At 66.3% G+C, this 22,943-nt stretch carries 18 protein-coding genes and 2 pseudogenes; 12 read left to right on the forward strand and 8 right to left on the reverse strand.

Annotation, left to right across the window (positions count from 1 at the left end; all coding sequences use genetic code 11):
• Window positions 1-18: 18 nt before the first annotated feature.
• The 3 genes from V5F63_RS25000 to V5F63_RS25010 form a co-directional block, all read right to left on the reverse strand.
• Window positions 19-1,485, reverse strand: a complete 1,467-nt coding sequence (locus tag V5F63_RS25000; RefSeq protein WP_509210855.1) for a TolC family protein — start codon at window positions 1,483-1,485, stop codon at window positions 19-21.
• Window positions 1,485-1,703: a hypothetical protein gene (locus V5F63_RS25005; RefSeq protein WP_394103157.1), complete on the reverse strand. Its 219-nt coding sequence runs from the start codon at window positions 1,701-1,703 to the stop codon at window positions 1,485-1,487. The genes V5F63_RS25000 and V5F63_RS25005 overlap by 1 nt, the downstream gene beginning before the upstream one ends.
• Before the next feature lie 178 nt (window positions 1,704-1,881).
• The gene (locus tag V5F63_RS25010) at window positions 1,882-2,340 is read right to left on the reverse strand and encodes a hypothetical protein (protein ID WP_394103158.1); all 459 of its coding nucleotides are present in this window, start codon (window positions 2,338-2,340) and stop codon (window positions 1,882-1,884) included.
• 63 nt (window positions 2,341-2,403) lie between these two features.
• Here V5F63_RS25010 and V5F63_RS25015 point away from each other — a divergent pair.
• From V5F63_RS25015 to V5F63_RS25045, 7 genes and pseudogenes are all read left to right on the forward strand, one after another.
• Window positions 2,404-2,481, forward strand: a pseudogene (locus tag V5F63_RS25015) (recombinase family protein); the annotation flags it as partial.
• Window positions 2,482-2,647: 166 nt separating this feature from the next.
• Entirely contained in the window at window positions 2,648-3,031 is a 384-nt protein-coding gene (locus V5F63_RS25020) for a hypothetical protein (protein WP_394103159.1), read from the forward strand.
• A gap of 138 nt (window positions 3,032-3,169) precedes the next feature.
• On the forward strand, window positions 3,170-5,068 hold the full coding sequence (locus tag V5F63_RS25025) for a DUF3141 domain-containing protein (RefSeq protein WP_394103160.1): 1,899 nt from the start codon (window positions 3,170-3,172) through the stop codon (window positions 5,066-5,068).
• A 2-nt stretch (window positions 5,069-5,070) separates the two neighbouring features.
• Window positions 5,071-5,703: a Spy/CpxP family protein refolding chaperone gene (locus V5F63_RS25030; RefSeq protein ID WP_348841866.1), complete on the forward strand. Its 633-nt coding sequence runs from the start codon at window positions 5,071-5,073 to the stop codon at window positions 5,701-5,703.
• 100 nt (window positions 5,704-5,803) lie between these two features.
• On the forward strand, window positions 5,804-6,097 hold the full coding sequence (locus V5F63_RS25035; protein ID WP_348841867.1) for a DUF2933 domain-containing protein: 294 nt from the start codon (window positions 5,804-5,806) through the stop codon (window positions 6,095-6,097).
• The gene (locus V5F63_RS25040) at window positions 6,094-6,768 is read left to right on the forward strand and encodes a methyltransferase family protein (protein WP_394103161.1); all 675 of its coding nucleotides are present in this window, start codon (window positions 6,094-6,096) and stop codon (window positions 6,766-6,768) included. Before V5F63_RS25035 ends, V5F63_RS25040 begins: the two co-directional genes overlap by 4 nt.
• Window positions 6,761-9,142 (forward strand): heavy metal translocating P-type ATPase, encoded by a 2,382-nt coding sequence (locus V5F63_RS25045; protein ID WP_394103162.1) that lies wholly within the window; start codon window positions 6,761-6,763, stop codon window positions 9,140-9,142. The genes V5F63_RS25040 and V5F63_RS25045 overlap by 8 nt, the downstream gene beginning before the upstream one ends.
• Window positions 9,143-9,379: 237 nt before the next feature.
• On the opposite strand, the pseudogene V5F63_RS25050 reads toward V5F63_RS25045, so the two are convergent.
• Window positions 9,380-9,669 (reverse strand): annotated as a pseudogene (locus V5F63_RS25050) (transposase); the annotation flags it as partial.
• Window positions 9,670-9,950: 281 nt separating this feature from the next.
• Here V5F63_RS25050 and V5F63_RS25055 point away from each other — a divergent pair.
• Window positions 9,951-12,248, forward strand: a complete 2,298-nt coding sequence (locus tag V5F63_RS25055; protein WP_011993023.1) for an FAD-dependent oxidoreductase — start codon at window positions 9,951-9,953, stop codon at window positions 12,246-12,248.
• A 19-nt stretch (window positions 12,249-12,267) separates the two neighbouring features.
• Here the strand turns inward: V5F63_RS25055 and V5F63_RS25060 are convergent, their stop codons facing one another.
• The 4 genes from V5F63_RS25060 to V5F63_RS25075 form a co-directional block, all read right to left on the reverse strand.
• The gene (locus V5F63_RS25060) at window positions 12,268-13,380 is read right to left on the reverse strand and encodes an ABC transporter permease (RefSeq protein ID WP_394103163.1); all 1,113 of its coding nucleotides are present in this window, start codon (window positions 13,378-13,380) and stop codon (window positions 12,268-12,270) included.
• Between the two features lie 3 nt (window positions 13,381-13,383).
• On the reverse strand, window positions 13,384-16,179 hold the full coding sequence (gene rbbA, locus V5F63_RS25065; RefSeq protein ID WP_394103164.1) for a ribosome-associated ATPase/putative transporter RbbA: 2,796 nt from the start codon (window positions 16,177-16,179) through the stop codon (window positions 13,384-13,386).
• A complete protein-coding gene (locus tag V5F63_RS25070; protein WP_394103165.1) occupies window positions 16,176-17,246 on the reverse strand; it encodes an HlyD family secretion protein in 1,071 nt (356 codons plus the stop codon). Before V5F63_RS25070 ends, rbbA begins: the two co-directional genes overlap by 4 nt.
• 224 nt (window positions 17,247-17,470) lie before the next feature.
• Window positions 17,471-17,806: a phasin family protein gene (locus V5F63_RS25075; RefSeq protein WP_011993027.1), complete on the reverse strand. Its 336-nt coding sequence runs from the start codon at window positions 17,804-17,806 to the stop codon at window positions 17,471-17,473.
• Between V5F63_RS25075 and V5F63_RS25080 the strand changes: the two genes are divergently transcribed.
• The 4 genes from V5F63_RS25080 to V5F63_RS25095 all read left to right on the forward strand — a co-directional run bounded on the left by V5F63_RS25080 (window position 17,787) and on the right by V5F63_RS25095 (window position 22,895).
• Window positions 17,787-18,542, forward strand: a complete 756-nt coding sequence (locus V5F63_RS25080) for a TetR/AcrR family transcriptional regulator (RefSeq protein ID WP_394103166.1) — start codon at window positions 17,787-17,789, stop codon at window positions 18,540-18,542. The two genes, V5F63_RS25075 and V5F63_RS25080, sit on opposite strands and share 20 nt — an antisense overlap.
• A gap of 51 nt (window positions 18,543-18,593) precedes the next feature.
• Entirely contained in the window at window positions 18,594-19,757 is a 1,164-nt protein-coding gene (locus tag V5F63_RS25085; protein WP_394103167.1) for an alpha/beta hydrolase, read from the forward strand.
• 59 nt (window positions 19,758-19,816) lie between these two features.
• Complete coding sequence (locus V5F63_RS25090) at window positions 19,817-21,976, forward strand: gamma-glutamyl-gamma-aminobutyrate hydrolase family protein (RefSeq protein WP_394103168.1); 2,160 nt, start codon at window positions 19,817-19,819, stop codon at window positions 21,974-21,976.
• 247 nt (window positions 21,977-22,223) lie between these two features.
• A complete protein-coding gene (locus V5F63_RS25095; protein WP_394103169.1) occupies window positions 22,224-22,895 on the forward strand; it encodes a CerR family C-terminal domain-containing protein in 672 nt (223 codons plus the stop codon).
• Window positions 22,896-22,943 lie beyond the last annotated feature (48 nt).

Raw genomic sequence — 22,943 nt, forward strand, 5'->3', positions numbered from 1 at the left:
ATGGTCTCCTTTCTCGGGTCAGTTCACGCCGCCTTCGGCGGCCGCTGCCATGACGGAGCCTTCGCCAGCCGAGCCGGCTGAACTGCCTCCGCCGATGATCGCGGTCTCGAAGTCCACGGTGGCGATGAAGAAGTCGCGCTTGGCGGAGATCGCCGCGACGTTGGTGGCGATGCTTTCCCGCGCCGTCGTCAGAAGCTCGAAGACGTCGATCAGCATGCCGTTGTATTCGAGCAGGGCCTGCTCGTTGATCGTCCGGCGTAGCGGCAGAATGCTGTTCTGATACTGGCGGGCGATGTCGTAGCTGCCGCGATAGGTGAGATAGGCCGCGCGCGCTTCCGAGCGCACGTTGATGGCTTTTTCCATCAGGCGGTTGACCGCCTGCATGTAAGTCTCCCGCGATCGGCGCACGTTGACTTCGCCGCCGTCGAAGATCGGGATCTGGATTTCGAGCTCGAAGCCGCGCGGCGACGAGCTCTCCCGTACGCCGTCCACGGTCGATCGCTCGTAGTTGCCGCGCCAGCCACCATCGAGCATGGAGATGAACCGCGTCGCCTCGGTCAGCCCGAGGGTCTTGGCCATGGCATCGAGCTCGAGGCGCGCCGCGATGAGATCGACGCGCTTTCGAATGGCATCGACTTCGACCTGCTGTGCCGTCTGGATGCGGGGCATGCCCGGGAGCTGACCCGGCAATCTGTAGTCGACGTCGGGCCCCCACAGGCCCAGGATGCGGGTCAGGGCCTCGCGGTCCGTCCCGACCTTCAATCGAGCCTGGGCAAGCTCGTTGGACACCTCTGCGTAGAAGGAACTCGCTCGCGCCTGGTCGAGTTTCTTCGCGGCGCCGGTTTCGCCGAGCTTGCGCGTGAGGTCGGCGGCCGCGTCGGCGGAAACCCGTGCCTGCTCGAGGAAGGACGCGGTCTGCCGCGACGCCACAGCGCGGTAATAGGCGCGGCGGGTCTCCGCCGCAGTGCGGAAGGTTGCCTCGATTGCTTTCTGCCGGGCGGCTTCGAATTGCGTCCTGGCGATGTCGCTGCGGGCCGGAAGTGTCAGGAGCGCCAGGATGTTGGCGACCACGCGACGTTCGATATCCAGCGAAGCACCGGTGGAAAGCCGCTCGACCCCGATGACCGGATTTGGCGGCAGGCTGGCCTCGACGAAGGCGGCCTCGGAAATGCCGAGCGCATTGTACTCGGCCTGAAGACCGCGATTGTTGATGAGCGCAAGCTGGACGGCGCCGTCCGCGGTCAAGGGCTTGGTCAGGAGTGCCTTGACGCGGCTCTGGACCGCGGACGCCTCGGCCGATGACACGATCTTCACGGTGTCCTTGCCGATCGCGGCCGAGACCTCCGCCGACACCGGGCTCATGCCGCCGTCGGGCGTGAAGGTTACGCAGCCACCCAGTGTCGTGGCGACGGCGCCGATCGCGACAAGCCGCTTCCAAGGCGGCGCTGCAAGAGGCTTCGCCTGGCTATCGATTGTGAGCGCCATCATTCGCCCCCCGTCTTGGGAGCGACGCGCTCATTGCGCTCGATCCAGGGTTTCGGATCAACCGGACGGTAATCGACCGTTCCCGCGGTGACGGGCGCGTAGCGCAAGGGCTTCACGCTCGAACTCGCATCGGATGGGTTCGGCCCCACCTCGATCGCGGGCGGTCCGGAACATGCGGACAGAGCGACGGCGAAGGCCGTCAGCAAGACAGGTTTCATGGAGATCCTCGGAATCGGCCCAGTCGGCCAGAGCGGCATGGCTGCGCGGCATCGAACAGCGATCTTCAGCGGCTGCGGAGACGCAGCGGCGAAGGCCGTCGGCAGAAACCCGAGGACGGAAACGGAGACGGATCTTGTCCGTCAGCGATCAGAGGTCGTGAAGGGAGTCGGCCGACGATCAGACGTCGGCGGATCTCGGCGGGCGCTCGAGGCGCGTCGCGGACGATCCCTTTACACCCGCCTCGAGCGACGGATGATCGATGGTCCGCACAAAAGCGATGATCGCCATAGCGCATGCACTGGCGGGAATTGCCGTGTGGCAGGCCATGGCGCAGCAGGAGTTGGATTCATCGCCGTGCTGATGTTTGGCCGCGCAGGCCGAGCCGTCTGCTTCCAGACAAGCGGAATTCTGGGCGAGGTCGCCGTCGCCGTGCTCATGCGATCCGCTGGAATGGCTGGTCTCGATCGGGGCGTGGTGCCCTTTCCCACCGCTCGATACCATCAAGCTGCTCGCAATGCCCCAACCCGTGCTTGTCACCGAAAAGGCGAGCACGGTCAGAAGAATCGCGAATGAGCGAAGCGAAAGCATCATATCACGTTGCAAATTACGGGTGACGCCGCAAATGGCAAGGACCATTTTGGCGTCATGTAAAAAAGCTTCGACGCTGGTCCTCGGCAGTCACACGAAAATCCCTTGCAAGGCTTTCGCTTTATCACCGAGAACATCAACACCACGACATCCGGCGGCCGCCTGGTCTTCCACGTATTCGGGGCTCTAGTCCGGATTATGCACCAGGGTTGGCGGGCATAGCCTAAGCTGATCGGGGTGCAGCGGGAACCAATGCGCCCGCGACCCCGTCAGCGCCCACGTTGATCCTGCTCAAGGCGGTCCTTTCATGCGCACCTACGATGAGGCATAGTTCGCCGGTGAGGCGATGAGGCACATGCTCAGGCTCAGTTCCGCAGCGGAGTGGGTGAAAGTGCTACCAGCAATTCTGGTGGCAATGGCCATGCTGTTCGCACCCATCGCCAGCGCCTATTCCGCACCGTGCCACGACGAGGATTCGGCATACGCCGCTGCGGCGGATCATCCGCACCAGATCGCCTCGCCTGATCCCGCGGATCATCATTCGGACGAGTCGACCCAAACCGCTGACCACGGAAAATGCTGCAGCGTCTCCTACAGCGTCTATGTGCCCGTGGCCGACGGCGCGGACCTGCACGTTCTGGATCTGGTCTTTGTGCGACAGCCCTTTGATCTCGCCAACCAGGCCGGGGACGGCCTGGCGGTCTTGCCCGGCCTCGATCCCCCGCGTTTCCAGAGCTGATAGCGGTCTCAACGCATTTCAGGCGTGAGGCGGACGCGCGAAGTGACACCCATTGAGGGGGCCGGCGCGTCGACGCGCCGGAAGATGCCCCCGAAATCAGCGTCGGCCTCGTGCCGATGGGGAAACGAGGACCTTTCCATGTATGGTCGCGACACGCTTGCCGAGCCTATGGCCGGCACGGCTGCGCTCGGGCAATCCGGACCGACGGGCACCGGAGCCTCGCAGCAAACCCGCAATGCCCAGGGGGGCGCCTTCTCCAGCGACCCAGGAACTTTCGCTCGCGATGCCCTGTCCTATGGCAGGGACGCGGCCGAGCGTTGGATCCAGTTCTGGGACACGCTTCGCCAAAGGGCCGACAACATGCTGGCGCACGAGCGCGCCGGAAAGCCGCCGCTGCTCGACTTCGACTATGAAGTCCTGCTCGATGCCCGCCGGTTTGAGCATCCGACAAACTATGCGCTCCTGCGCGTGACCCGCGTTGGAGATCAATGCCTGGACGATTGCCTGGACGCGGCCAAGCCGCCGGTGGTGATCCTCGATCCGCGGGCCGGCCACGGACCGGGGATCGGCGGCTTCAGGCAGGACTCCGAGGTCGGCCTCGCCCTGCATCAGGGGCATCCCGTCTATTTCGTCACCTTCTATCCCGAGCCTGCCGCAGGGCAGACGCTCGCCGACGTGCTTCACGTGCTGCGGCGGTTCGTCGAGGAGGTGTCACGCCGCCATTCCGGCGCCGCGCCCGTGCTCTACGGGAATTGCCAGGCCGGCTGGGCGGTGACGCTGCTCGCCGCGGACTGCGCGGGGCTGACGGGTCCCGTCGTTCTCAACGGGACCCCTCTGTCCTACTGGGCCGGCGAGAGCGGCATCAACCCGATGCGCATCGCGGCGGGCTTCGAGGGCGGCGCATGGCTGACGCATCTCCTCGCCGACCTCGGGGACGGCCGCTTCGATGGCGCCTTCCTGGTGCAGAACTTCGAAGGGCTGAAGCCCGAGGCGGTGTGGGAGAAGTACGCGAACCTCTATGCCCACATGGACACGGAGCGGGAGCGGTTCCTCGCCTTCGAGCGCTGGTGGGGCGGCTACTACTTCCTGAGCCGCGAGGAGATCCTCGCCATCGTCGAGAACCTCTTCGTCGGCAACCGGCTCGAGGAGGGGCGCCTGCGCATCTGCGCGGGGTGCCATGCGGACCTCAGGCGCATCCGCAACCCGCTCGTGATCTTCGCCTCCTATGGCGACGACATCACCCCGCCCCATCAAGCGCTTGGCTGGATACCGGTCGTGTACCGCGACACCGACGACCTGAAGGCGGCGGGCCAGCGCATCGTCTATCTCGTCAACCGCCATGTCGGGCATCTCGGCATCTTCGTTTCCGCCAAGGTCGCGCGGCTCGAGCACCGGGCGATCCTGCAGAGCCTGCCGCGGATCGAGGCCCTTCCGCCCGGTCTCTACGAGATGAAGATCGACAATCCCTCGGGCGATCCCGATTGCCGCGACGGTGGCTACGCTGTCCACTTCGAGGCGCGTGAGGTCTGCGACATCCGCTTCCCCCGGCAGGACGATGCCTTCGAGCGCGTGCGCGACCTCTCCGAGCGCAACGAAGCCTTCTACAGCACTTTCGTTAGCCCCTGGGTGCAGACACTGACGACGCCATGGTCTGCGGCGCTGCTGGAGACGCTGCATCCCATGCGCACGAGCCGGCACCTCCTGTCGGAAGGCTTCCTGCCCTGGATGCACGGTGTCCGCTGGCTTGCGACGCAACTCGCTGCGGACCGGCATCCGGCCGCACCGGACAATCCCTTCAAGGTGCAGGAGGAACACATCTTCTCCCGTGTCACCGAGGCGATCGCACAGGGACGGCGCCTGCGGGACGCGGTGTGGGAGCGCGCCTTCGACGAGCTCTACAGCGGCGCGGGCAGTACCCGCCCGGTCGATATGGAACCACAGGACAGGAGCGAGAACACAAGGCCGCAAGACACACGGAGCGGTTTGGATTTCCAGGCGGCGGGCATCAGCCGCGCCGCAGCAACAAGAGGGAACTGACCATGACGACGTTTCACAATCTGATGCTCGCCAGCGCGCTGCTGCTTGCTACGCCGGGCTTCGCCGAGGACGCGCACCATCCGCCGGAGGCCCAGCCTGCTGCGCCCCAACCCACGGCGCCCTTGGCGGTCACGCCCACGCCGCAGCCGCCTCAAGCCGCCCCGGCACCCGGTGGTCCTCAAGGCATGATGGGGATGATGGGTCAGGGTGGCATGGGCATGATGGGAGGCGGAAACACAGGGGCCGGCATGGGGATGATGGGCGGAGCCGCCGCCGGCGCCATGGGGATGGGCCAGATGATGGATCCCGGCCGGATCACAGGGCGCATCGCCTTCCTGAAGGCCGAACTGAAGATCACCGACGCCCAGCAGCCCTTGTGGAGTGCGTTCACGGAGGCGCTCAAGGCCAACCGCGCCATGATGGGCGACATGCAGGAGATGATGATGGCCGCGCAGGGCGGCGGCGCCCCGACCGTGCTGCAGCGGATCGACGGTCACGAGCGCATGCTTGTCGCCCGTCTCGAAGCGGTACGGCGCCTCAAGGCCGCGCTCGGGCCGCTCTACGCGTCGTTCGACGAGGCACAGAAGCGCACGGCGGACCAACTCATGATGCCGGGCGGAATGGGGCCCATGTGAGCATCGTGACCATGTGAGCGTCGAGTCCAGGTGAGGATCGAGCCCTTGGGCGGATCGGCATGAACGCGGCCGGTCCGCCTCGAGCAGGCGGGAGGATCATATGTCCTTGCATGACGACACCAGCCATATGCCGCGACCCGGCAACGACAACGGCGCGCAAGTCCGGCACCGAGGATTCTGGCGCTCGCCTGGCGGCATCGTCGCCATCGGCTTTCTTCTCGCGGCGGGCTTCCTGTTGCTCTCGGAGCATCGTGCCCATGCGCTGGGATACCTGCCCTTCCTCCTGCTGCTCGCCTGCCCGCTGATGCACATGTTCATGCATCACGGCCATGGCCACCATGCGGGACACTCACGGAGCAGGCCGGGGCCGGGGCCCGAAGGGGATGTCCGATGACCGAAACGCCGGCCTACGGCCTGTGGGGCCTCGTCATCCTCAACTCGGTGGTCTTCATCCTGTTCGCCGCGAGCTTCACCCGGCTCAGGACGCCGCGGGACTGGCGCACCCTCGGGGCGTTCTCGGCCTTCGTCGTCGCCCTGTTCACCGAGATGTATGGGTTTCCGCTGACCATCTACCTCCTGTCGGGATGGCTCGGCCGGCAGTTCCCCGGCGTCGATTTCTGGTCCCACGACGCCGGTCATCTGCTCGAGACCCTGTTCGGGTGGCGCGTGAATCCCCATTTCGAGCCGTTCCACATCCTCAGCACCATTCTGATCTTCGGCGGCTTCTGGCTGCTCGCGGTAAGCTGGAACGTGCTTTATGCGGCCCAGCGCGATCATCGCCTTGCGACCGAAGGCCCGTACGCGCGGGTCCGGCATCCCCAGTACGCCGCCTTCGTCGTCATCATGTTCGGCTTCCTGCTGCAGTGGCCGACGCTGGTCACGCTCGCCATCTTCCCGATCCTGGTCTGGGTCTATGTCCGACTGGCGCGGCAGGAGGAAGCGGCTGCCCGCGCCGAGTTCGGGCCCCTGTGGGACGATTACGCCCGGCGCGTTCCCGCCTTTCTCCCTCGTATCGCAATTTCATCCCCATACGTCCCTTCCTCCGGAGACGGTCCTCATGACTGAGCATGACGCGCACGCCGGCCATCATCATCATGCCCCTGTGGATCACCCGCACATCGGGACCGGAAGCTCGCCCGCGGAGACGGTCAAGGACCCCGTTTGCGGGATGGAGGTGAACCCGGCCACCGCCGGGCTCCGGTCGGAATACGGCGGCAAGACCTATTTCTTCTGCTCCGCGAAATGCCACGACACATTCGAGGCGGCACCCACCGCCTATGTGGCGACGGAAGCTCGCTCCCGCCCCGCCAGGGAGCAGCCGAAGGGCGTGATCTATACCTGCCCCATGCACCCCCAGATCCGGCAGGTCGGGCCCGGCAACTGCCCGATCTGCGGCATGACGCTCGAACCAGAGGTGACGACAGGCGAGACCGGCCCCAGCGCCGAGCTTCTCGACATGACGCGGCGGTTCTGGGTCGGCCTCGTCCTTGCCGTGCCGGTCCTGGCTCTGGAGATGGGCGGGCACCTCACCAACCTCCACATGCTGCTGGGTGCCCAGGCCTCCAACTGGATCCAGTTCCTGCTGGCCACACCGGTGGTGCTCTGGGCGGGATGGCCGTTCTTCACCCGCGCGTGGCAATCTCTGGTCACGCGCCGCCTCAACATGTTCACGCTGATTGCCATGGGCACGGGCGTGGCGTGGGCCTACAGCGTGGTGGCGACCTTCGCGCCGCAGATCTTCCCCGCCACCTTCCGCGCCACCGACGGATCGGTGGCCATCTATTTCGAGGCCGCCGCCGTCATCACCGTGCTGGTGCTGCTGGGGCAGGTGCTGGAACTGCGCGCCCGCGAGCAGACCGGCGGTGCCATCCGCGCCCTGCTCGACCTCGCGCCCAAGACCGCGCGCCGCGTGCGCGACGACGGAACGGACGAGGACGTGGCCCTCGAAATCGTCACCGTCGGCGACCGCCTGCGGGTGCGCCCCGGCGAGAAGGTGCCGGTGGACGGCGAACTGGTCGAAGGGCGCAGCTCCGTGGACGAATCCATGATCACCGGCGAGTCCATGCCGGTCACCAAGGAAGTGGGCGCCAGGCTCATCGGCGGCACGCTCAACCAGAGCGGCGGCTTCGTCATGCGCGCCGGCAAGGTGGGGCGGGACACCATGCTGGCGCAGATCGTCCACATGGTGGCGGAGGCGCAACGCTCGCGCGCGCCGATCCAGCGGCTGGCCGACGAGGTCTCCGGCTGGTTCGTGCCGGTGGTGATCGCCATCGCGGTCCTCGCCTTCGCGGCGTGGGGCGTCTTCGGACCGGAGCCGCGCTTCGCCCACGGGCTGATCGCCGCCGTGGCGGTGCTCATCATCGCCTGCCCCTGCGCGCTCGGGCTGGCGACCCCCATGTCCATCATGGTGGGCGTCGGCCGCGGCGCATCCATGGGCGTGCTCATCAAGAACGCCGAGGCGCTGGAGCGGTTCGAGAAGGTGGACACGCTGGTGGTGGACAAGACCGGCACCCTGACGGAAGGCAAGCCGAAGGTGGTCGCCCTGAGGACGGCCGGCGGACTGGAAGAGGACGCGTTCCTGCGGCTTGCGGCGACGCTCGAGCGGGCGAGCGAGCACCCGCTCGCAACGGCCATCGTGGCGGCGGCACAGGAGCGGGGCCTGCCCCTCGGCGAGGCCCAGGATTTCGATAGTCCCGTGGGCAAGGGTGTGACCGGGAGCGTGGACGGCCGCAAGCTCGTCATCGGCAGCCATCGCATCATGGGCGAGGCGGGCGTGGACCTTTCGGCCCTTTCGGCCGAGGCCGAGGCGCTGCGCGGCGACGGCGCCACCGTGATCTTCGTCGCCGTCGACGGGCGCGTCGGTGGCCTCATCGCCATCGCCGACCCGGTCAAGGCGACGACGCCCGCCGCCTTGGCGGCCCTCAGGGCAGCCGGGGTCCGCGTCGTCATGCTCACCGGCGACAACAGGACCACCGCGCAGGCGGTGGCGCGCCGCCTCGGCATCGACGAGGTGGAGGCGGAGGTCCTGCCGGAGAACAAGGCGCAGGTGGTTGCCCGGCTGCGCCAGGAAGGCCGCATCGTCGCCATGGCAGGCGACGGCGTGAACGACGCGCCCGCGCTCGCCGCGGCGGATGTCGGCGTCGCCATGGGAACGGGCACCGACGTCGCCATCGAGAGCGCCGGCGTGACCCTGCTGAAAGGCGATCTTCAGGGCATCGCCCGCGCCCGGCAGCTGAGTCACGCCACCATGAGCAACATCCGCCAGAACCTGTTCTTTGCCTTCATCTACAATGCGGCGGGCATACCGGTGGCGGCGGGCGTGCTCTATCCCCTGTTCGGGCTTCTGCTGTCGCCCATCATCGCCGCCGCGGCCATGGCGCTGTCATCGGTCAGCGTCATCGCCAATGCCCTGCGCCTGCGGCGCACGCCGCTCGGCTGAGGCGTCCTCGTTCTTGGAATGCAGAGGCGGGTCCGGCTCCAGGGAGGGAATCATGATGAATTTCGACGGTATGATGGGCTCCGGCATGTGGGGAATGTGGCTGTTCAGCCTCCTGATCCTGGTGCTGGTCGTCCTCGGGATCGCGGCGCTCATCAAGTATCTCGGACGATGAGAGTGCGTCCCGAGGACGGAGGGGGTGAGCAGGCCAAGCCGGCCCACCAAATGCCGGGACTAAACAGCCGCCAGAGCCGGTTCGACCGTCTTCGTCCGCCATAGCTCATGGCCTTGTGGCGGGAGGCATTCGCCTTCAGCTTCGTCCCGTCCACCGCCACATGACCGAACTGCACCAGCCCGGCTGCCCGGCACAGATGCAACACCTGCACGAACAACTCCGACAGGGCGACGAGGTGGCGCTTGCGGAACGCCGCGATGGTGCGGACGTCGGGCCGGTTCAGGCCGGTCACCGCCATGACATGGACCCGCTCTTCGCAGGCGCGGGCGAGCTGACGCGAGGAGTAGAGGCCGCGGCACCCACGAGATGCTGTCTGATGCCCAGTGGCGATCCTGTAACAGCCTCCAATCGAATGGAATTTAGGAACATTGAGGTGAGGCAGGATTCCACATGTGATCCGGTTGTTCGGGACTTGTGATGAAATGTCTTCCGGGAGGTGATCGGTCCGATACGCTGCGGGTCGCGGAAATCGCCCCCCGCTGGTTGTAGGGGAGGGCGTAGGCGAATGCTGAGCAATTTGGCCGGATCGCGAACGCTTTGAATGGGGTCGGCCGGCGTCCGATCGAGGAGCACCTGATGACAGAGCAGAGGGAGAGTGCCGGGGCTGATCGTCCGGCGTCACGGCACGTCGATTTCCTGCTCGTGGGCGGCGGGCTCGCGAGCGCGGTCGCGGCGCAGACCTTGCGCGCCGAGGGCGCGACGGGGTCGATCGTGATCCTCTCGGCCGAGGATGTGCCGCCCTATCACCATCCGCCGCTCTCCAAGCACCTTTTGACCGGAACCGAAGGCGAGGCGCGGATCTTCGTCCACCCGGAAAGCTTCTATGGCGAGCACAGAATCGAGCTTGCCCTCGGCGCACGGGTGGTCGGCGTGGATACGGCAAAGCAGACCGTCACCACGGCGCGCGGGGAGGAGATCGGCTATGGCCAGCTCCTCATCGCCACCGGCGCGGCGCCCAAGCCGCTCACGGTTCCCGGCGCGTCGCTCCCCGGCGTCTTCAGCCTGCGCCGCAAGACCGATGCGGATGCCATCCGGGCCGCCATCACGCAGGCAAAGCACGCGGTCGTGCTCGGCGGCAGCTTCCTCGGCATGGAGATCGCCATGTCGCTCCTGGACGCCGGCCTCAAGGTGACGATCATCGAGCAGGGGCCGGTGCTGCTGCGGCATCTCGAAGCCCCCGATCTCTCCAGCTACTTCGAACGCTATGCCGAAGGCCGCGGCGCCACCGTGATCCTGAACGACACCGCCGCCGTGCTGCGCGGCCGGGAGCGCGTTCAGGAGGTGGAGACGGCCGCCGGCCGTCACGTGGCGTGCGACCTCGTGGTGGTCAGCATCGGCGTCGCTCCGGCCACGGAATTTCTCGCCGGCAGCGCCATCGCCCTCGAGGGCGGCTACGTGGTGGTGGACGCTTTGCTGCGCACGAGCGCCCCGAACGTCTTCGCCGCCGGCGACGTCACCACCTTCTATGATCCCGTGTTCGCCCGCCGCCGGCACATCGAGCATTGGGACAACGCCGTGAAGCAGGGGCGGCTCGCCGCGCGCAACATGATGGGCCGCCGGCTGCGCTACGACGAGGTCTCCTATTTCTTCTGCGAAGTGGGCGACATCGGCTTCAACGTGCTCGGCGCGACGGAAGAGGCGGATGCCCGGGTCGCTCGCGGCGCCCTCGACCAGGGATCCTTCGCGCTGTTCTACCTGAAGGGCGACGTGCCGCGCGCCTTGTTCTCGGTGGGGCGTCCCGCCGACGAGACGCGCGTGGCCGAGGGCCTGATCCGCTATCGGGTTGGCCTGGGCGATGTGAAGGAGCGCCTGCATGAGGATGCGTTCGTCCTCGACCGCATCCCGACGCAGACGGCGCTGATCCTCCAGGGCGGCGGTGCCCTGGGCGCGTTCGAATGCGGCGTCGTGAAGGCCCTGGAGGAAGAGGGGATCTTCCCGGACATCGTCGCGGGCGTCTCCATCGGTGCCCTGAACGGCGCCGTCATCGCCGGCAATCCCCGCCACGCCGCGCAGGCCCTCGAAGCGTTCTGGGCGGACCTTGCCGTGACGACGCCCAACGTCCCCTTCCCCGAACTCAGGCGTGCGGCAGCGGCGACGAGAATCCTGACGCTGGGCGTGCCCAACTTCTTCACCCCGCGCTGGGGCCTGCCGCCCTACGGCCCTGCGGACTGGGCGGCGAACTGGACCAGCTGCTACGACACGACGCCCATGAAAGCGCTGCTCGCCAAATATGTCGACTTCGCCGCGCTCAAGGACAGTCCCGTGCGCCTTCTCGTCAGCGCCGTGAACGTGATGACGGCGACCCTCGACGTGTTCGACAGCTACGTGGACGACCTGACCCCGGACCATGTGCTGGCGAGCGGCAGCCTGCCGCCGGGCTTTCCCTGGACCATGGTCGACGGCAAGGCCTATTGGGACGGCGGCATCATCAGCAACTCGCCGCTCGACCTCGTCATCGACCGCTGCGGCCCCGACGGGAAAAGGGTGTTCGTCGTCGATCTGTTCTCGGGTGAGAGGGCGCTGCCGACCAATATGCTGGAGGTCCTCGCCCGGCGCGACGAGATCGTCTATGCGGAGCGGGTGCACAGCGACCTGCGCCATCGCGAAACCGTCGAAGCCTATCGCCGGCTCATCGACCATATCCTCGCTCGGCTCGAGCCAGAGGAGAGTGGACGGATCAAGCGCATTCCGGCCTACATCCAGCTCATGGGGGACGGCGCGGCGACGACCATCACGCGGTTCGTGCGCGCAGGCCAGGCGGGAGAACACTCGTCCCGCGACTACGATTTTTCCGACCTGGCCATCAAGGCCAATCAGGCCGAGGGCTATGCGGTGGCGAGGAAGACCCTCGGCCGGGCTTCCCCGCAGGGATAGGGGCGAAAGCCCCCGCCCCTCACCGCAGGAAGGCCCGGAAGCGCTGGAGCGAGAAGAGGAACAGGACCGTGCCGATGCCGGCGAGGGCCAGCAATTGGGGCCACACCACGTCGAGCCCGGCGCCACGGAACAGGATGGCCTGAGCCAGCATGACGAAGTGCGTGTTGGGCGCTGCATACATGATGACCTGGATGATCTCCGGCATGCTCTCGCGCGGGGTGACGCCGCCGGAGAGCACCTGCAGGGGCAGCAGCACCATCATCAGCAGCAGGCCGAACTGCGGCATGGAGCCGGCGACCGTCGCCAGGAAGATGCCCAGCGACGTGGTGGCGAAGAGCTGGAGGGCGGTGCCTGCCAGGAACAAGGCAAGGGAGCCCTGGATGGGCACGGCGAGAAACCCCTGCACGACCACTGTCAAGGAAAAAGAGGTGGCCACAAGCACCACGAGCCCCATGGACCAGATCTTGCTCACCATGATCTCGGTCGGCGTCACCGGCATCACCAGGAGATGCTCGATGGTGCCGTGCTCGCGCTCGCGGATGAGGGCGGCGCCGGTGAGAATGATGGACAGCATGGTGATGTGGGAAATAACGTTGGTGATGGCGCCGAACCAGCTCTTGTTCAATTCGGCGTTGAAGCGAGAGCGCAGCACGAGGTCCACGGGCACGTCAGAGGCGCGGCGATAGCGGTTGAGGAACTCGCTCACCTCGCTGGAGACGATGGATTGGACATATCCGCCACCGGTGAAGGCCTGGGTCATGCGGGTGGCGTCGATGTTGAGCTGGATGGTGGGGGCGCGGCCGGCCAGGAGATCGCGCTGGAAGTCGAGCGGGATGTCGAGGGCGAAGGTGTCGAGGCCCGCATCCATGCGGGCGTCCATCTCCTGCGGCGTGATCAGCTGCGGCGGGGTGAAGTAGGGAGGATAGAAAGCGGTGGAGATGCGCACCGACACCGGGGACTGGTCCTCGTCCACGATGCCGATGGCGGCCCGGTTCAGCGTCTCCGGCATCGCCCTCGACGCCGTATAGATGGAGACCGTGAAGGCATAGACGATCAGGAACAGCAGCACGGGATCGCGGACGAGGCCGCGCAGCTCCTTGATGCCGAGCTGGAGGACGTTGGCGGCGCGCATGGCTCACGTCGCCTGTTTCTTGAGGAGGACGGCCCCGAGGCACAGCAGCACGGGCACGGTGATGAGGAGCGGCACGAACGCGCTCCACAGGTCGGCGAAATCGAGGGCCTTCGAGAAGGTGCCGCGGGCGATGACCATGAAATAGGTGGTGGGGTAGATGCGCCCGATGAACGCCCCGGCGCCCTGGAGGGAGGAGACCGGGTCGGTCATCCCCGAGAACTGCACCGCCGGGATGAGGGTGATGAGGGAGGTGCCGAAGATGGCGGCGATCTGGCTGCTCATGAAGGTGGAGATCACGAGCCCCATCCCGGTGGCGATGATGACGTAGAGTAGCGCACCGAAGGTGAAAGTGAGGAAGCTGCCGGTGAAGGGCACACGGAAGATGAAGACGGCGACCGCCGTCAGCATCAGGAAGTTCAGCATGGCGAGGGCTACGTAGGGCAGCTGCTTGCCGACGAGGAATTCGAGCCGGGTCACTGGCGTCACGTAGAAGTTGATGATCGATCCCAATTCCTTCTCGCGCACCACGCTGAGCACCGCCAGCATCGCCGGGATCATCATCAGGAGCAGCGGGATCACTGCCGGAGCCATGGCGACCAGGCTCTCGACGCCTGGATTGTATCGGTAGCGGATCTGCAGCTGGAAATCGCCGACGGTGGCGGACTTGCCGTAGAGCTCGCGCGCCTTCTGGGTGAGCCAGCTCGCATGGATGCCCTGCACGTAGCCCTGCACGGTCTCCGCCCGGACCGGCATGGCGCCGTCGATCCAGGCGGCGACCTGCACCTTGCGCCCATGCGCGGCGTCACGCGCAAAGCCGGGGGGGATCTCGATGGCGAGGCTGAGCTCGCCGCTGCGCATGCGCCGGTCGAGGTCGGCGTAGTCGGTGATGGGCGCCTTCTGCGTGAAATAGCGCGAGCCGGCGATCTGAAGCACGTAGTCGCGGCTCACCGTAGTGTCGTCGCGGTCGAGCACGGCGAAGGAAAGGTTTTCCACGTCCAGGTTGATGCCGTAGCCCACCACGAGCATCAGGAGCACGCTCCCCAGGATGGCGAGGGCGGCGCGGATCGGGTCCCGCCGCAGCTCCAGCGCCTCGCGGCGGGTATAGGCGAACATGCGGCGCAGGCTGAATTTGGTGCCGCCGTCAGTGGCCACCTTGCCGGCCCATTCCTCTGCGCGGTCGCTCGTCGCCGACACAGGCTGATGCTCCGGCGGCGCGGCGGGAGCCGCCTTGGTGCCGATGGCGTCTTCCAGATAGGCGATGAAGGCTTCTTCCAGGTCCTTGGCGCCGCGCGTCTCGATGATCGCCGCCGGACGGTCGCTGACCAGCACCTTGCCCGCGTGCATGAGCGAGATGCGGTCGCACAGCTCCGCCTCGTTCATGAAGTGGGTGGAGACGAAGATGGTCACGTTGTCCTTGCGGGAAAGGTCCGAGAGGATCTGCCAGAAGCCGTCGCGGGCGATGGGATCGACGCCCGAGGTGGGCTCGTCGAGGATCAGCATGTCGGGCGCGTGGATCATGGCCACCGCCAGCGAAAGGCGCTGGCGGATGCCGAGCGGCAGGGCGTCCGGCAGCGCGTCGGTGACGTCGGCAAGATCGAAGCGCCGCACCATCTCGGCGATCCGCGCCGGGATCGCCTTCGGGGCCAAGCCGAACAGGCGGGCGTGCAGGTCGAGATTCTGCCGGACCGTCAGCTCCGTGTAGAGCGAGAAGGCCTGGGACATGTAGCCGACCCGCCGGCGCACCGCCAAGTCGTCCGGGTCCACCTCCTGCCCGAACAGGCGGGCCTTGCCTTCGGTCGCCGGCAGAAGGCCCGTGAGCATCTTCATGGTGGTGGTCTTGCCGCAGCCATTGGAGCCGAGGAAGCCGAAGATCTCGCCGCGGGCGATGCGGAAGCTCACGTCGTCCACCGCGGTGAAGTCGCCGAAGCGCATGGTGAGATGCTCGGCCTCGATGGCGATCTCCCCGTCCGCGCCCTCCGGGCGAGGCGGAATGACCACTTCCCGGTGCCCCGCGCGCTCTTCTTCAGGAAGCAAGGCTATGAAAGCGGCGTCGAGGTTGGCGGCCCCGGTCTTCGCCAGGAGATCCGCGGGCGCGCCGGTGGCGAGCACTTTGCCGGCATCCATGGCCACCAGCCAGTCAAAGCGGGCGGCCTCCTCCATGTAGGCGGTGGCGACGATCACGCTCATGCCCGGCCGGCCGGCGCGGATGGTCTCGATCAGCTCCCAGAACTGGCGCCGCGACAGGGGGTCGACGCCGGTGGTGGGCTCGTCGAGGATGAGCAGGTCCGGATCATGGATCAGGGCGCAGCACAGGCCGAGTTTCTGCTTCATGCCTCCGGACAATTTGCCCGCCGGTCGGTCGGCGAAGGGGGCAAGGCCGGTGCTCTGCAGCAATTCGCCGATCCGGCGCTCCCGCTCGGCCCGGCCCTGCCCGAACAGGCGGCCGAAGAAGTCCACGTTCTCGAACACCGACAAAGTGGGGTAGAGGTTCTTGCCGAGGCCTTGCGGCATGTAGGCGATCTGCGGGCAGGTGGTGCGCCGGTGCCGGGCGTCGGCCATGTCCCCGCCCAGCACCGTGATGCGTCCCTGCTGGATGACCCGTGCTCCGGCGATCAGCGACAGCAGGCTCGACTTGCCGACCCCGTCCGGCCCGATGAGGCCGATCATGCGGCCGGCGGGAACATCGAGGCTTACCCCGTCCAGCGCCCGGGTCTTGCCGTAGGAGAGGGAGACCGCCTGCACGGACACCACGGACCGGACGGGTGCGGGAGGCGTGCCGGCTTCCTCCGAGGGGCTCATTGCAGGAGGCCCTGCTGGAGCCGGGCCGGCCATTCCACGTTCGGATCAAGCCGCACATAGGCCATGCCGGGCAGGCCGGTCTTCACCTGCTGGATGTATTTCGTCAGCAGCTCCGGCGGAATCTGCGCCTTGATCCGGAACATGAGCTTGAGGCGCTCCTCCTCCGTCTCCACCGTCTTGGGCGTGAACTGGGCGACGTCCGCCACAAAGGTAGCCTTGGCCGGAATGACGTATTGCGGCGCCGCATCGAGCACGAGCCGGACCTCCGCGCCAAGGGCGACCCGCCCGGCCTGGACGGTGGGGAGGAAGAAGGTCATGTGCACGTCGCCGAGATCCACGAGGTTGAGCACCCGCCCGCCCGCGGACAAGACCTCACCGGGCTGGGCGACACGATACTGGACGCGTCCGGCGCGGGGGGACCTCAGCACGCCGTCATTGATGTCGGCGGTGATGCTGTCGATGGCCGCGCGCGCCGCGTCCACTGCCGCTTCGGCGTCGACAATGAGCGCCTTCGCGGTGCTGATCCCGGCCTCGCTGGCGGCGAGCTGGGCCTCGGCGGCGGCCACGGCGGCCTTGGCGCCCTCGGCGCTCGCCCGGTCGTCGTCGAACACCTGCTGGGACACAGCATTGGTCTTCACGAGCTGGCTCGATCGCGCGAGCTTGCGGTCCGCAGCGTCGAGCTCGGCGTTGCGCTGGGCGATGGTGGCGATCGCGGCGCGGCGTTCGGCCTCGCGCTGGGTGACGAGGCTCTTGGCGGTGTCGATGCCGATCAAGGCCCGCTGGAGCTGAGCCTGTGCCTGTCGGCGCTGAGCTTCGAGCTGCTCCGTGTCCATGCGGGCAAGCATCTGGCCGGCCTCGACGAAGTCGCCTTCGTCCACAAGGATGTCCCTGATGCGGCCTGGGATCTTGGTGGACACATCGATCTCGGTCGCCTCGATGCGCCCGTTTCCGCTGGCGATGCCGTCAGGCAGACTCTTGTTGAAAAACGTCTGCCACCCCCAATACCCTCCGCCGGCCATGATCACGGCGAGGGTTGCGAAAATCAGAAGCTTCCGGGTCGAGGTCATGGGGTCGGGGGCTCTCGTTGAAATTCGGAGCTCATAAACGGCGTGGGGTCCAACGGCCTCCGCCGTACTCCGCCTTCCTGTTGAAAGGACGCGAATTGAAAGAACGCGAAACCGGACATCGCACTGTCCCCTGGACAGGAAAATGAGTACGCGTCCCGAAGGGCGGAACAGAAACGTCTTCGCGCGACCATGGAAACCACGTCGCGCGAAGAAAGCACGTCAGCTCAAGCGTCTAATTGAGAAGCCTGCGGAACACCCTGGCCCATTGCCGTCGCGATCTGCTGTCCGCTCTCGACGCAGCACGCGACGGATTTCTGCACCAACTCGCTCTGGGCGGCGAGCGCCTCCCCCGGGTCTTTGCATTCCGCCAGTCTCCCGACGTAGTCCGCCTGGATCTGCAGCTGGCGCGCCGCGCCAGCGAGCATCTGCTTGTACAACGCTCCGTAGAGCTTGAACGGCCCCTCGGAGACCGACTTGGTCCAGTCGAACTGGCCCGGCGCCGCATTCGTGAATTGATTCAGCCACGATTGCATCCCGGTCGTGGTGGTCTCGCTCGTCATTGCAGCTCTCCTCGCCATCAAAGGGCGCGCCTATCGCAAAAACAAGCTGGATCGATATCGCCGGCGGCGCCTTGAGCTTGATCAACCAAGGTTGACCGGGGCCGATCCTAGGCATAGGAGCGACAGCCAGCAACCATTTTTCCATGAGGGGGCGATGCTCATCGGATCGGCAACAAAGCCAGCAATGGCGACGAGGGACCGCATCCTGGCGGCTGCGATCCTGCGGTTCTCCATGCATTCCTATGAAGAGACCGGCTTGCGCGACATCGCGGCCGACGTCGGGGTCGACGTCGCCTACGTCCACCGCTGCTTCGGCTCCAAGGAACGCCTGTTCACCGAGGCCGTCAGGGCGACGATCCAGGCCGACCGGATTCTCGCGGATGCCGCCGCCGATCCCGCCCGCGTGCTCGCCAGCCAGATCTTTTCACGCGACGGCGCGCGGTCACCTGACGAAGTCGGGCCGCTCGACATCGTCATCCGCTCCTTGTCCAGCCCGAAGGCGGCGAGCGTTCTGCGCGCGTTCATCGTGGAAGAATTCATCGCGCCTCTGAGCGGACGGCTGGGCCAGCCGGGAATGCAAGAGGCATCGATGATCGCCGCCTTCCTCGTGGGCATCGGCATTATGCGCACTGTTCTGCAGGTGGCGCCGCTGCAGGAGCCTCAGGGCGGAGAACTGGAGCGTCGTATGACCGAGGCGATCACCTGCATGATGGGCGAGGCGGGAAGGCACACCTGACGGCCGTGCTCTACGGACCTTTTGATTGCGACCCAACACGGGGGAGAGCCGATGGAGCCGGGAGGGAACACAAGACCTGAGAGCGGCCGTTTCGTCTCTGCGACGAAGCGGCTGGCCCTGCTCCTGGCGCTGACCCTGATCGCGGGCTGCGCACCGCGCCCGGGTCCGGAGGTGCTCACCCCCACGTTCGCTTCCGTCCCCGGTGCAAGGGTCGTGACAGTCTATGTCGCCACCACACGGGCCCGCGGCGCGCCCGAGAGCAACAACTTCACCACGGGGCGCGCGGCGGCTCTCAACTTCGCCGCGTTCAGGATTTCCGTGCCCCCCGGGCATCGGCCCGGCGAGATCGAATGGGCGCAGGGACCTACCAATCCCGCGACGAGTTTCGCCACCGTCGAGCAGATCACGCTCGACCGCACCACGTTCGAGCGCCGGGTCGCGGCCGCGGGGCTCGCAACCGGAGGACGGAAGGTGGGGGTCTATGTCCACGGCTACAACAGAAGTTTCCAGGAGGCCCTCTTCCGGCTGGCGCAGATGACGGCGGACGCCGACATCTCCGGTGTGCCCATCCTCTTCGCATGGCCGTCCGAGGCGAAGGTGACGAGCTATGTCGCCGACAAGGAGGCCGTCACCTATTCCCGCGACGGCCTCGCGGACCTCCTGACCCTCCTCGTCCGCGATCGGGGGAACGGGCGCATCACGGTGCTGGCCCATTCCATGGGCGCTTGGCTCACCATGGAGGCGCTGCGCCAGCTGCGGCTTGCCGGAAAAGGCGCCGTCATCGGCCGGCTCGATGTAGTGCTCGCCGCCCCGGACATCGACGTGGACGTGTTCCATGCGCAGCTGGCGGTAATCGGGCCACTTTCGCCGCCCATGGTCGTGCTGGTCTCGCGGGACGACGTGGCGCTGAAGGTGTCGAGCCAGATCGGCGGGGAGCGCCTGCGGGTCGGGGCGCTTGATGTGGACGACCCGCGGGTCCAAGAGACCGCGGTGAGGGCGAACGTTGAGATCGTCGACATCTCCAGCCTGACGACTTCGGACCCGCTCAAGCACGACCGCTATGCCAGCCTCGCCGGGCTCTATCCGCGGCTCGCGGCGACCCGCGGAGACGGCGCGGGCGGTGATCTGCGCCGTGCCGGCGCCTTCGTGTTCAACACGGTGGGCACGACCCTGTCGAGCCCGTTCACTCTGGCGGGCGGGGCGCTCGCCGACTGACCGGGGCCCGCCCAACCGCGCCTCGTTGTGGCACGTTGTTCTCAGAGGGAAACGATCGGATGCCCAACCGCCACATCCTTGGAGTACCGCTATCCGACGAAGCTCCATCCGCCGGGCGGGTGATCGTCACTTATGGCCGCAGCCTTATGGCGTTGGCCATCGCCCGCTCTCTGCACGAGCATGGGGTCGAGGTGATCGGCTGCGATGATGTGAACATGACCGTCCTCTCCTTTTCGCGCCATGTGATGGACAATTTCACTCACACCGCTTTCGAGAAGGATGAAGAACAGGCGCTGGCCGATTTCGAAGAGGCTGTGCGCAGATACGCACCAGAGGACGACCGCCCCTATGTGCTGATGCCGGCTTTTCGCGATGCGCGCCTGTTTGCCAAATACCGCGAACGCTTCGAGCCGGCGATCCGCGTCGCGGCACCGGACCTCGCCTCCATCGAGATGATCTCGCCCAAGGATCACTTCGCCCGTTTTCTGAAAGAGACCGGCCTGCCGGGTCCCGCCACCCGCATCCTTGAGCCGGGGACGTTCCGAAACGGTCTGCCCGCGAACGTCGCCACCGATTTCCCGCTCATCGCCAAGCCGACCGACGGTGTGGGCGGGCGCGGCGTGAAAAAGATCAGGGATCGAGCCGCGCTGGACACCTATCTGAAGGCCGCAGGTCCGGAACGCCCGATCCTGTTGCAGGAACTGGTGGAGGGCGAGGACTATTGTGTCTCCATCATCGCCGATCATGGAGATTTGGCGGGGATCGTCGTTTATCGCAACCTCGCCCAATTCCCCCACGAGGCGGGTGCCGGCGCCGTTCGCGAGACGGTGGACGACACGCCCTTCAGGGCATCGGCCCGCGCCCTGCTCAAGGCGACAGGATGGAACGGCGTGGGAGAGATCGACTTTCGCTGGAACGGCGACCCATCGACGCCGCCGAAAATGATCGAGATGAACCCCCGCTACTGGGCCGGGCTCTACCATTCCATGTCCTCGGGCGTGGATTTCCCCTGGCTGGCCTTCCAGCTGGCGGCGGGCCGCGCGCTGCCGGCGGCCGATCCGCACGCCGTCCTGCAAGGCCACCGCACCCGCACACCGGGGGCGTGGATCCTCTCCGCAGCCGAGGATCTGGCCGCCTCCGACCCCGATCTGGAACGCGCCGCGGAAGCCTGGGCGCAAAGCCGCGGTCATGCATCACGCAAGGAAATCCTGTCGGCGGCGCACCAGTTATTGGAATCGGCGAGCGCCGCCGCGAAAGGCGCGCGCGTCTTCAAGGAGTTCCGCACGCGCCTGGAAGAGCAGAAGGACCTGCCTTCCGAGCTTGATTTCGACGACGATCCCGCCGTGGGCCTGGGCATATTGTTCGTGGTGTCCAGCCTGCTCAAGCATCGCGAGTTGCCACCGGAGTTCCGGTACTCTGCACCTCAGGCGACCGACAAGGCTCACTCCGGCCGCGCGGGCAGGCCCGCCACCTCCCGTCGCTACGATGCCGGCGGACGTCCCATCATCGGCGTGACCAAGCCGGACGAAGGCGATTGGATGGCCTACCATGCCATGCGTTTCGCGATCTGGTTGGCAGGGGGCAAGGCGATCGCCATTACATCGAAGGCTCCCCACGACCCTCATTCCGTGGATGGCCTGCTGTTCGGGGGCGGTTCGGATGTTTTCCCCAACCGCTATGGCGGCGCTCCGAAGACGGGCCACCGGTACGACCTCGCCCGCGACGACATGGAGGCGTCCTGGGCGCAGGCGGCGCTGGAGCACGACATTCCAGTCCTGGGCGTCTGCCGGGGCATGCAGATGCTGAACGTGCTGGAGGGCGGCACCCTCTACCCGGACCTCAGCCACCATGAAGAGAATTATCCCACCAGCTTTCTGCGCCGCATCTTTTACCGCAAGACCGTATTTCTGACGCCCGATGGCTGGCTGGCGCGGTTATCAGGTCATGAGCAGCTGGAGGTCAACTCCATCCATACCCAGGCGGTAAAGGATCTGGGCGCAGGCTTCAAGGTGAACGGTGCGGAGGCCAACGGCCTCATCCAGGCCATCGAGCATGAAACCCGCTCCTTCTGCGTAGGTGTACAGTTCCATCCGGAATTCCTGCAGCACCGCGCCTTCGCGCGCCGGATCTTCAAATCCCTCGTCGCGGCCGCGCGGACCCGCCGCCTTGGATTTGCCAAGGGGACGGCGGGCAATAAGTCGCAATTGGCTGCGGAATGAGGCGAGGCTCCTCCCCGCCGAGGCGGCTTCATGGCGAGGAGCATTTCCTTTTTTTGCACTTGCTGATCAAGGCGCGCCAGGGTGAGACCATCTGGAGGAGATCCATTCACCCACCTCAGCCGGGCATTCTCCTCGGTTGGATCAGACCGACGGAGCCGTCGTCTGCGGAACGGTGCTCTGCGCCTGCAACGAATCCCTTCATAAAGGGTTCGTTCGATCATACTATATTTACAAAAGGCGATAGTCGATGAGCTTGTACACATCCGGTCAGTCGGCGAATGGCCATGAATCACGCAGTATGAAAACGAGAAGGCAGCTGATCGAAGCTGCAATCGATGTCTTCGGCCGCGTAGGGTTCGAGGGAACCACCACGCGCATGCTGGCCAAATCGGCGGATGTTACATTGTCCGCCATTCCTTATCATTTCGTCGGCAAGCGCGAGCTCTACATGGAAGCGGCCCGAGAGATCGCCGATTACGCTCACATGCGGGTAGGTGCTCTTTGCGCCATCCTGGACGATCCCGCCATCGCCTCGCCCGAAGAGCGGCTCGAGAAGGCACTGACCGGTTACCTGCGCGTCCTGCTCGACGATGCCGAACCCCGCACCTGGGCCTCTTTCTTCGCCCGCTGCGCCTATGACAATGACGAAGCCCTCCAGCTCATCCACGATCAGGCCATTGCCCCCTTTCAGAAAAAACTCGTCGCGGCGGTGCGGATGATCGCACCCGCATCCATTGATGATGAAGCCGTCCGGCTCCGCACGACCGCCATCGTCACTGGGATGGCCGGATTCCGGCTGCTGCGCGGCATCCTCCTGCGTGGCATGGATTGGACGGAGCTCAAGTCGGCGCACATGGCGATGGTCGATGTCCTTATCCATGACCTGACCCGCAGTGACCTGTTGACCGGTACGCCATAATCCGCAGCGCCACGCCAAATTCCCGCCGGGAAGACGCCCCCACGCGTA

It is taken from the genome of Xanthobacter wiegelii, assembly GCF_043193855.2.
Lineage (GTDB): Bacteria > Pseudomonadota > Alphaproteobacteria > Rhizobiales > Xanthobacteraceae > Xanthobacter > Xanthobacter flavus_A.

Bases quoted from the DNA above. Each gene is read 5' to 3' on its own strand.
- V5F63_RS25000 (WP_509210855.1), bottom strand. From the start codon at position 1,485: ATGGCGCTCACAATCGATAGCCAGGCGAAGCCTCTTGCAGCGCCGCCT.
- V5F63_RS25005 (WP_394103157.1), bottom strand. From the start codon at position 1,703: ATGAAACCTGTCTTGCTGACGGCCTTCGCCGTCGCTCTGTCCGCATGT.
- V5F63_RS25010 (WP_394103158.1), bottom strand. From the start codon at position 2,340: ATGGTCCTTGCCATTTGCGGCGTCACCCGTAATTTGCAACGTGATATG.
- V5F63_RS25020 (WP_394103159.1), top strand. From the start codon at position 2,648: ATGCTCAGGCTCAGTTCCGCAGCGGAGTGGGTGAAAGTGCTACCAGCA.
- V5F63_RS25025 (WP_394103160.1), top strand. From the start codon at position 3,170: ATGTATGGTCGCGACACGCTTGCCGAGCCTATGGCCGGCACGGCTGCG.
- V5F63_RS25030 (WP_348841866.1), top strand. From the start codon at position 5,071: ATGACGACGTTTCACAATCTGATGCTCGCCAGCGCGCTGCTGCTTGCT.
- V5F63_RS25035 (WP_348841867.1), top strand. From the start codon at position 5,804: ATGTCCTTGCATGACGACACCAGCCATATGCCGCGACCCGGCAACGAC.
- V5F63_RS25040 (WP_394103161.1), top strand. From the start codon at position 6,094: ATGACCGAAACGCCGGCCTACGGCCTGTGGGGCCTCGTCATCCTCAAC.
- V5F63_RS25045 (WP_394103162.1), top strand. From the start codon at position 6,761: ATGACTGAGCATGACGCGCACGCCGGCCATCATCATCATGCCCCTGTG.
- V5F63_RS25055 (WP_011993023.1), top strand. From the start codon at position 9,951: ATGACAGAGCAGAGGGAGAGTGCCGGGGCTGATCGTCCGGCGTCACGG.
- V5F63_RS25060 (WP_394103163.1), bottom strand. From the start codon at position 13,380: ATGCGCGCCGCCAACGTCCTCCAGCTCGGCATCAAGGAGCTGCGCGGC.
- rbbA (WP_394103164.1), bottom strand. From the start codon at position 16,179: ATGAGCCCCTCGGAGGAAGCCGGCACGCCTCCCGCACCCGTCCGGTCC.
- V5F63_RS25070 (WP_394103165.1), bottom strand. From the start codon at position 17,246: ATGACCTCGACCCGGAAGCTTCTGATTTTCGCAACCCTCGCCGTGATC.
- V5F63_RS25075 (WP_011993027.1), bottom strand. From the start codon at position 17,806: ATGACGAGCGAGACCACCACGACCGGGATGCAATCGTGGCTGAATCAA.
- V5F63_RS25085 (WP_394103167.1), top strand. From the start codon at position 18,594: ATGGAGCCGGGAGGGAACACAAGACCTGAGAGCGGCCGTTTCGTCTCT.
- V5F63_RS25090 (WP_394103168.1), top strand. From the start codon at position 19,817: ATGCCCAACCGCCACATCCTTGGAGTACCGCTATCCGACGAAGCTCCA.
- V5F63_RS25095 (WP_394103169.1), top strand. From the start codon at position 22,224: ATGAGCTTGTACACATCCGGTCAGTCGGCGAATGGCCATGAATCACGC.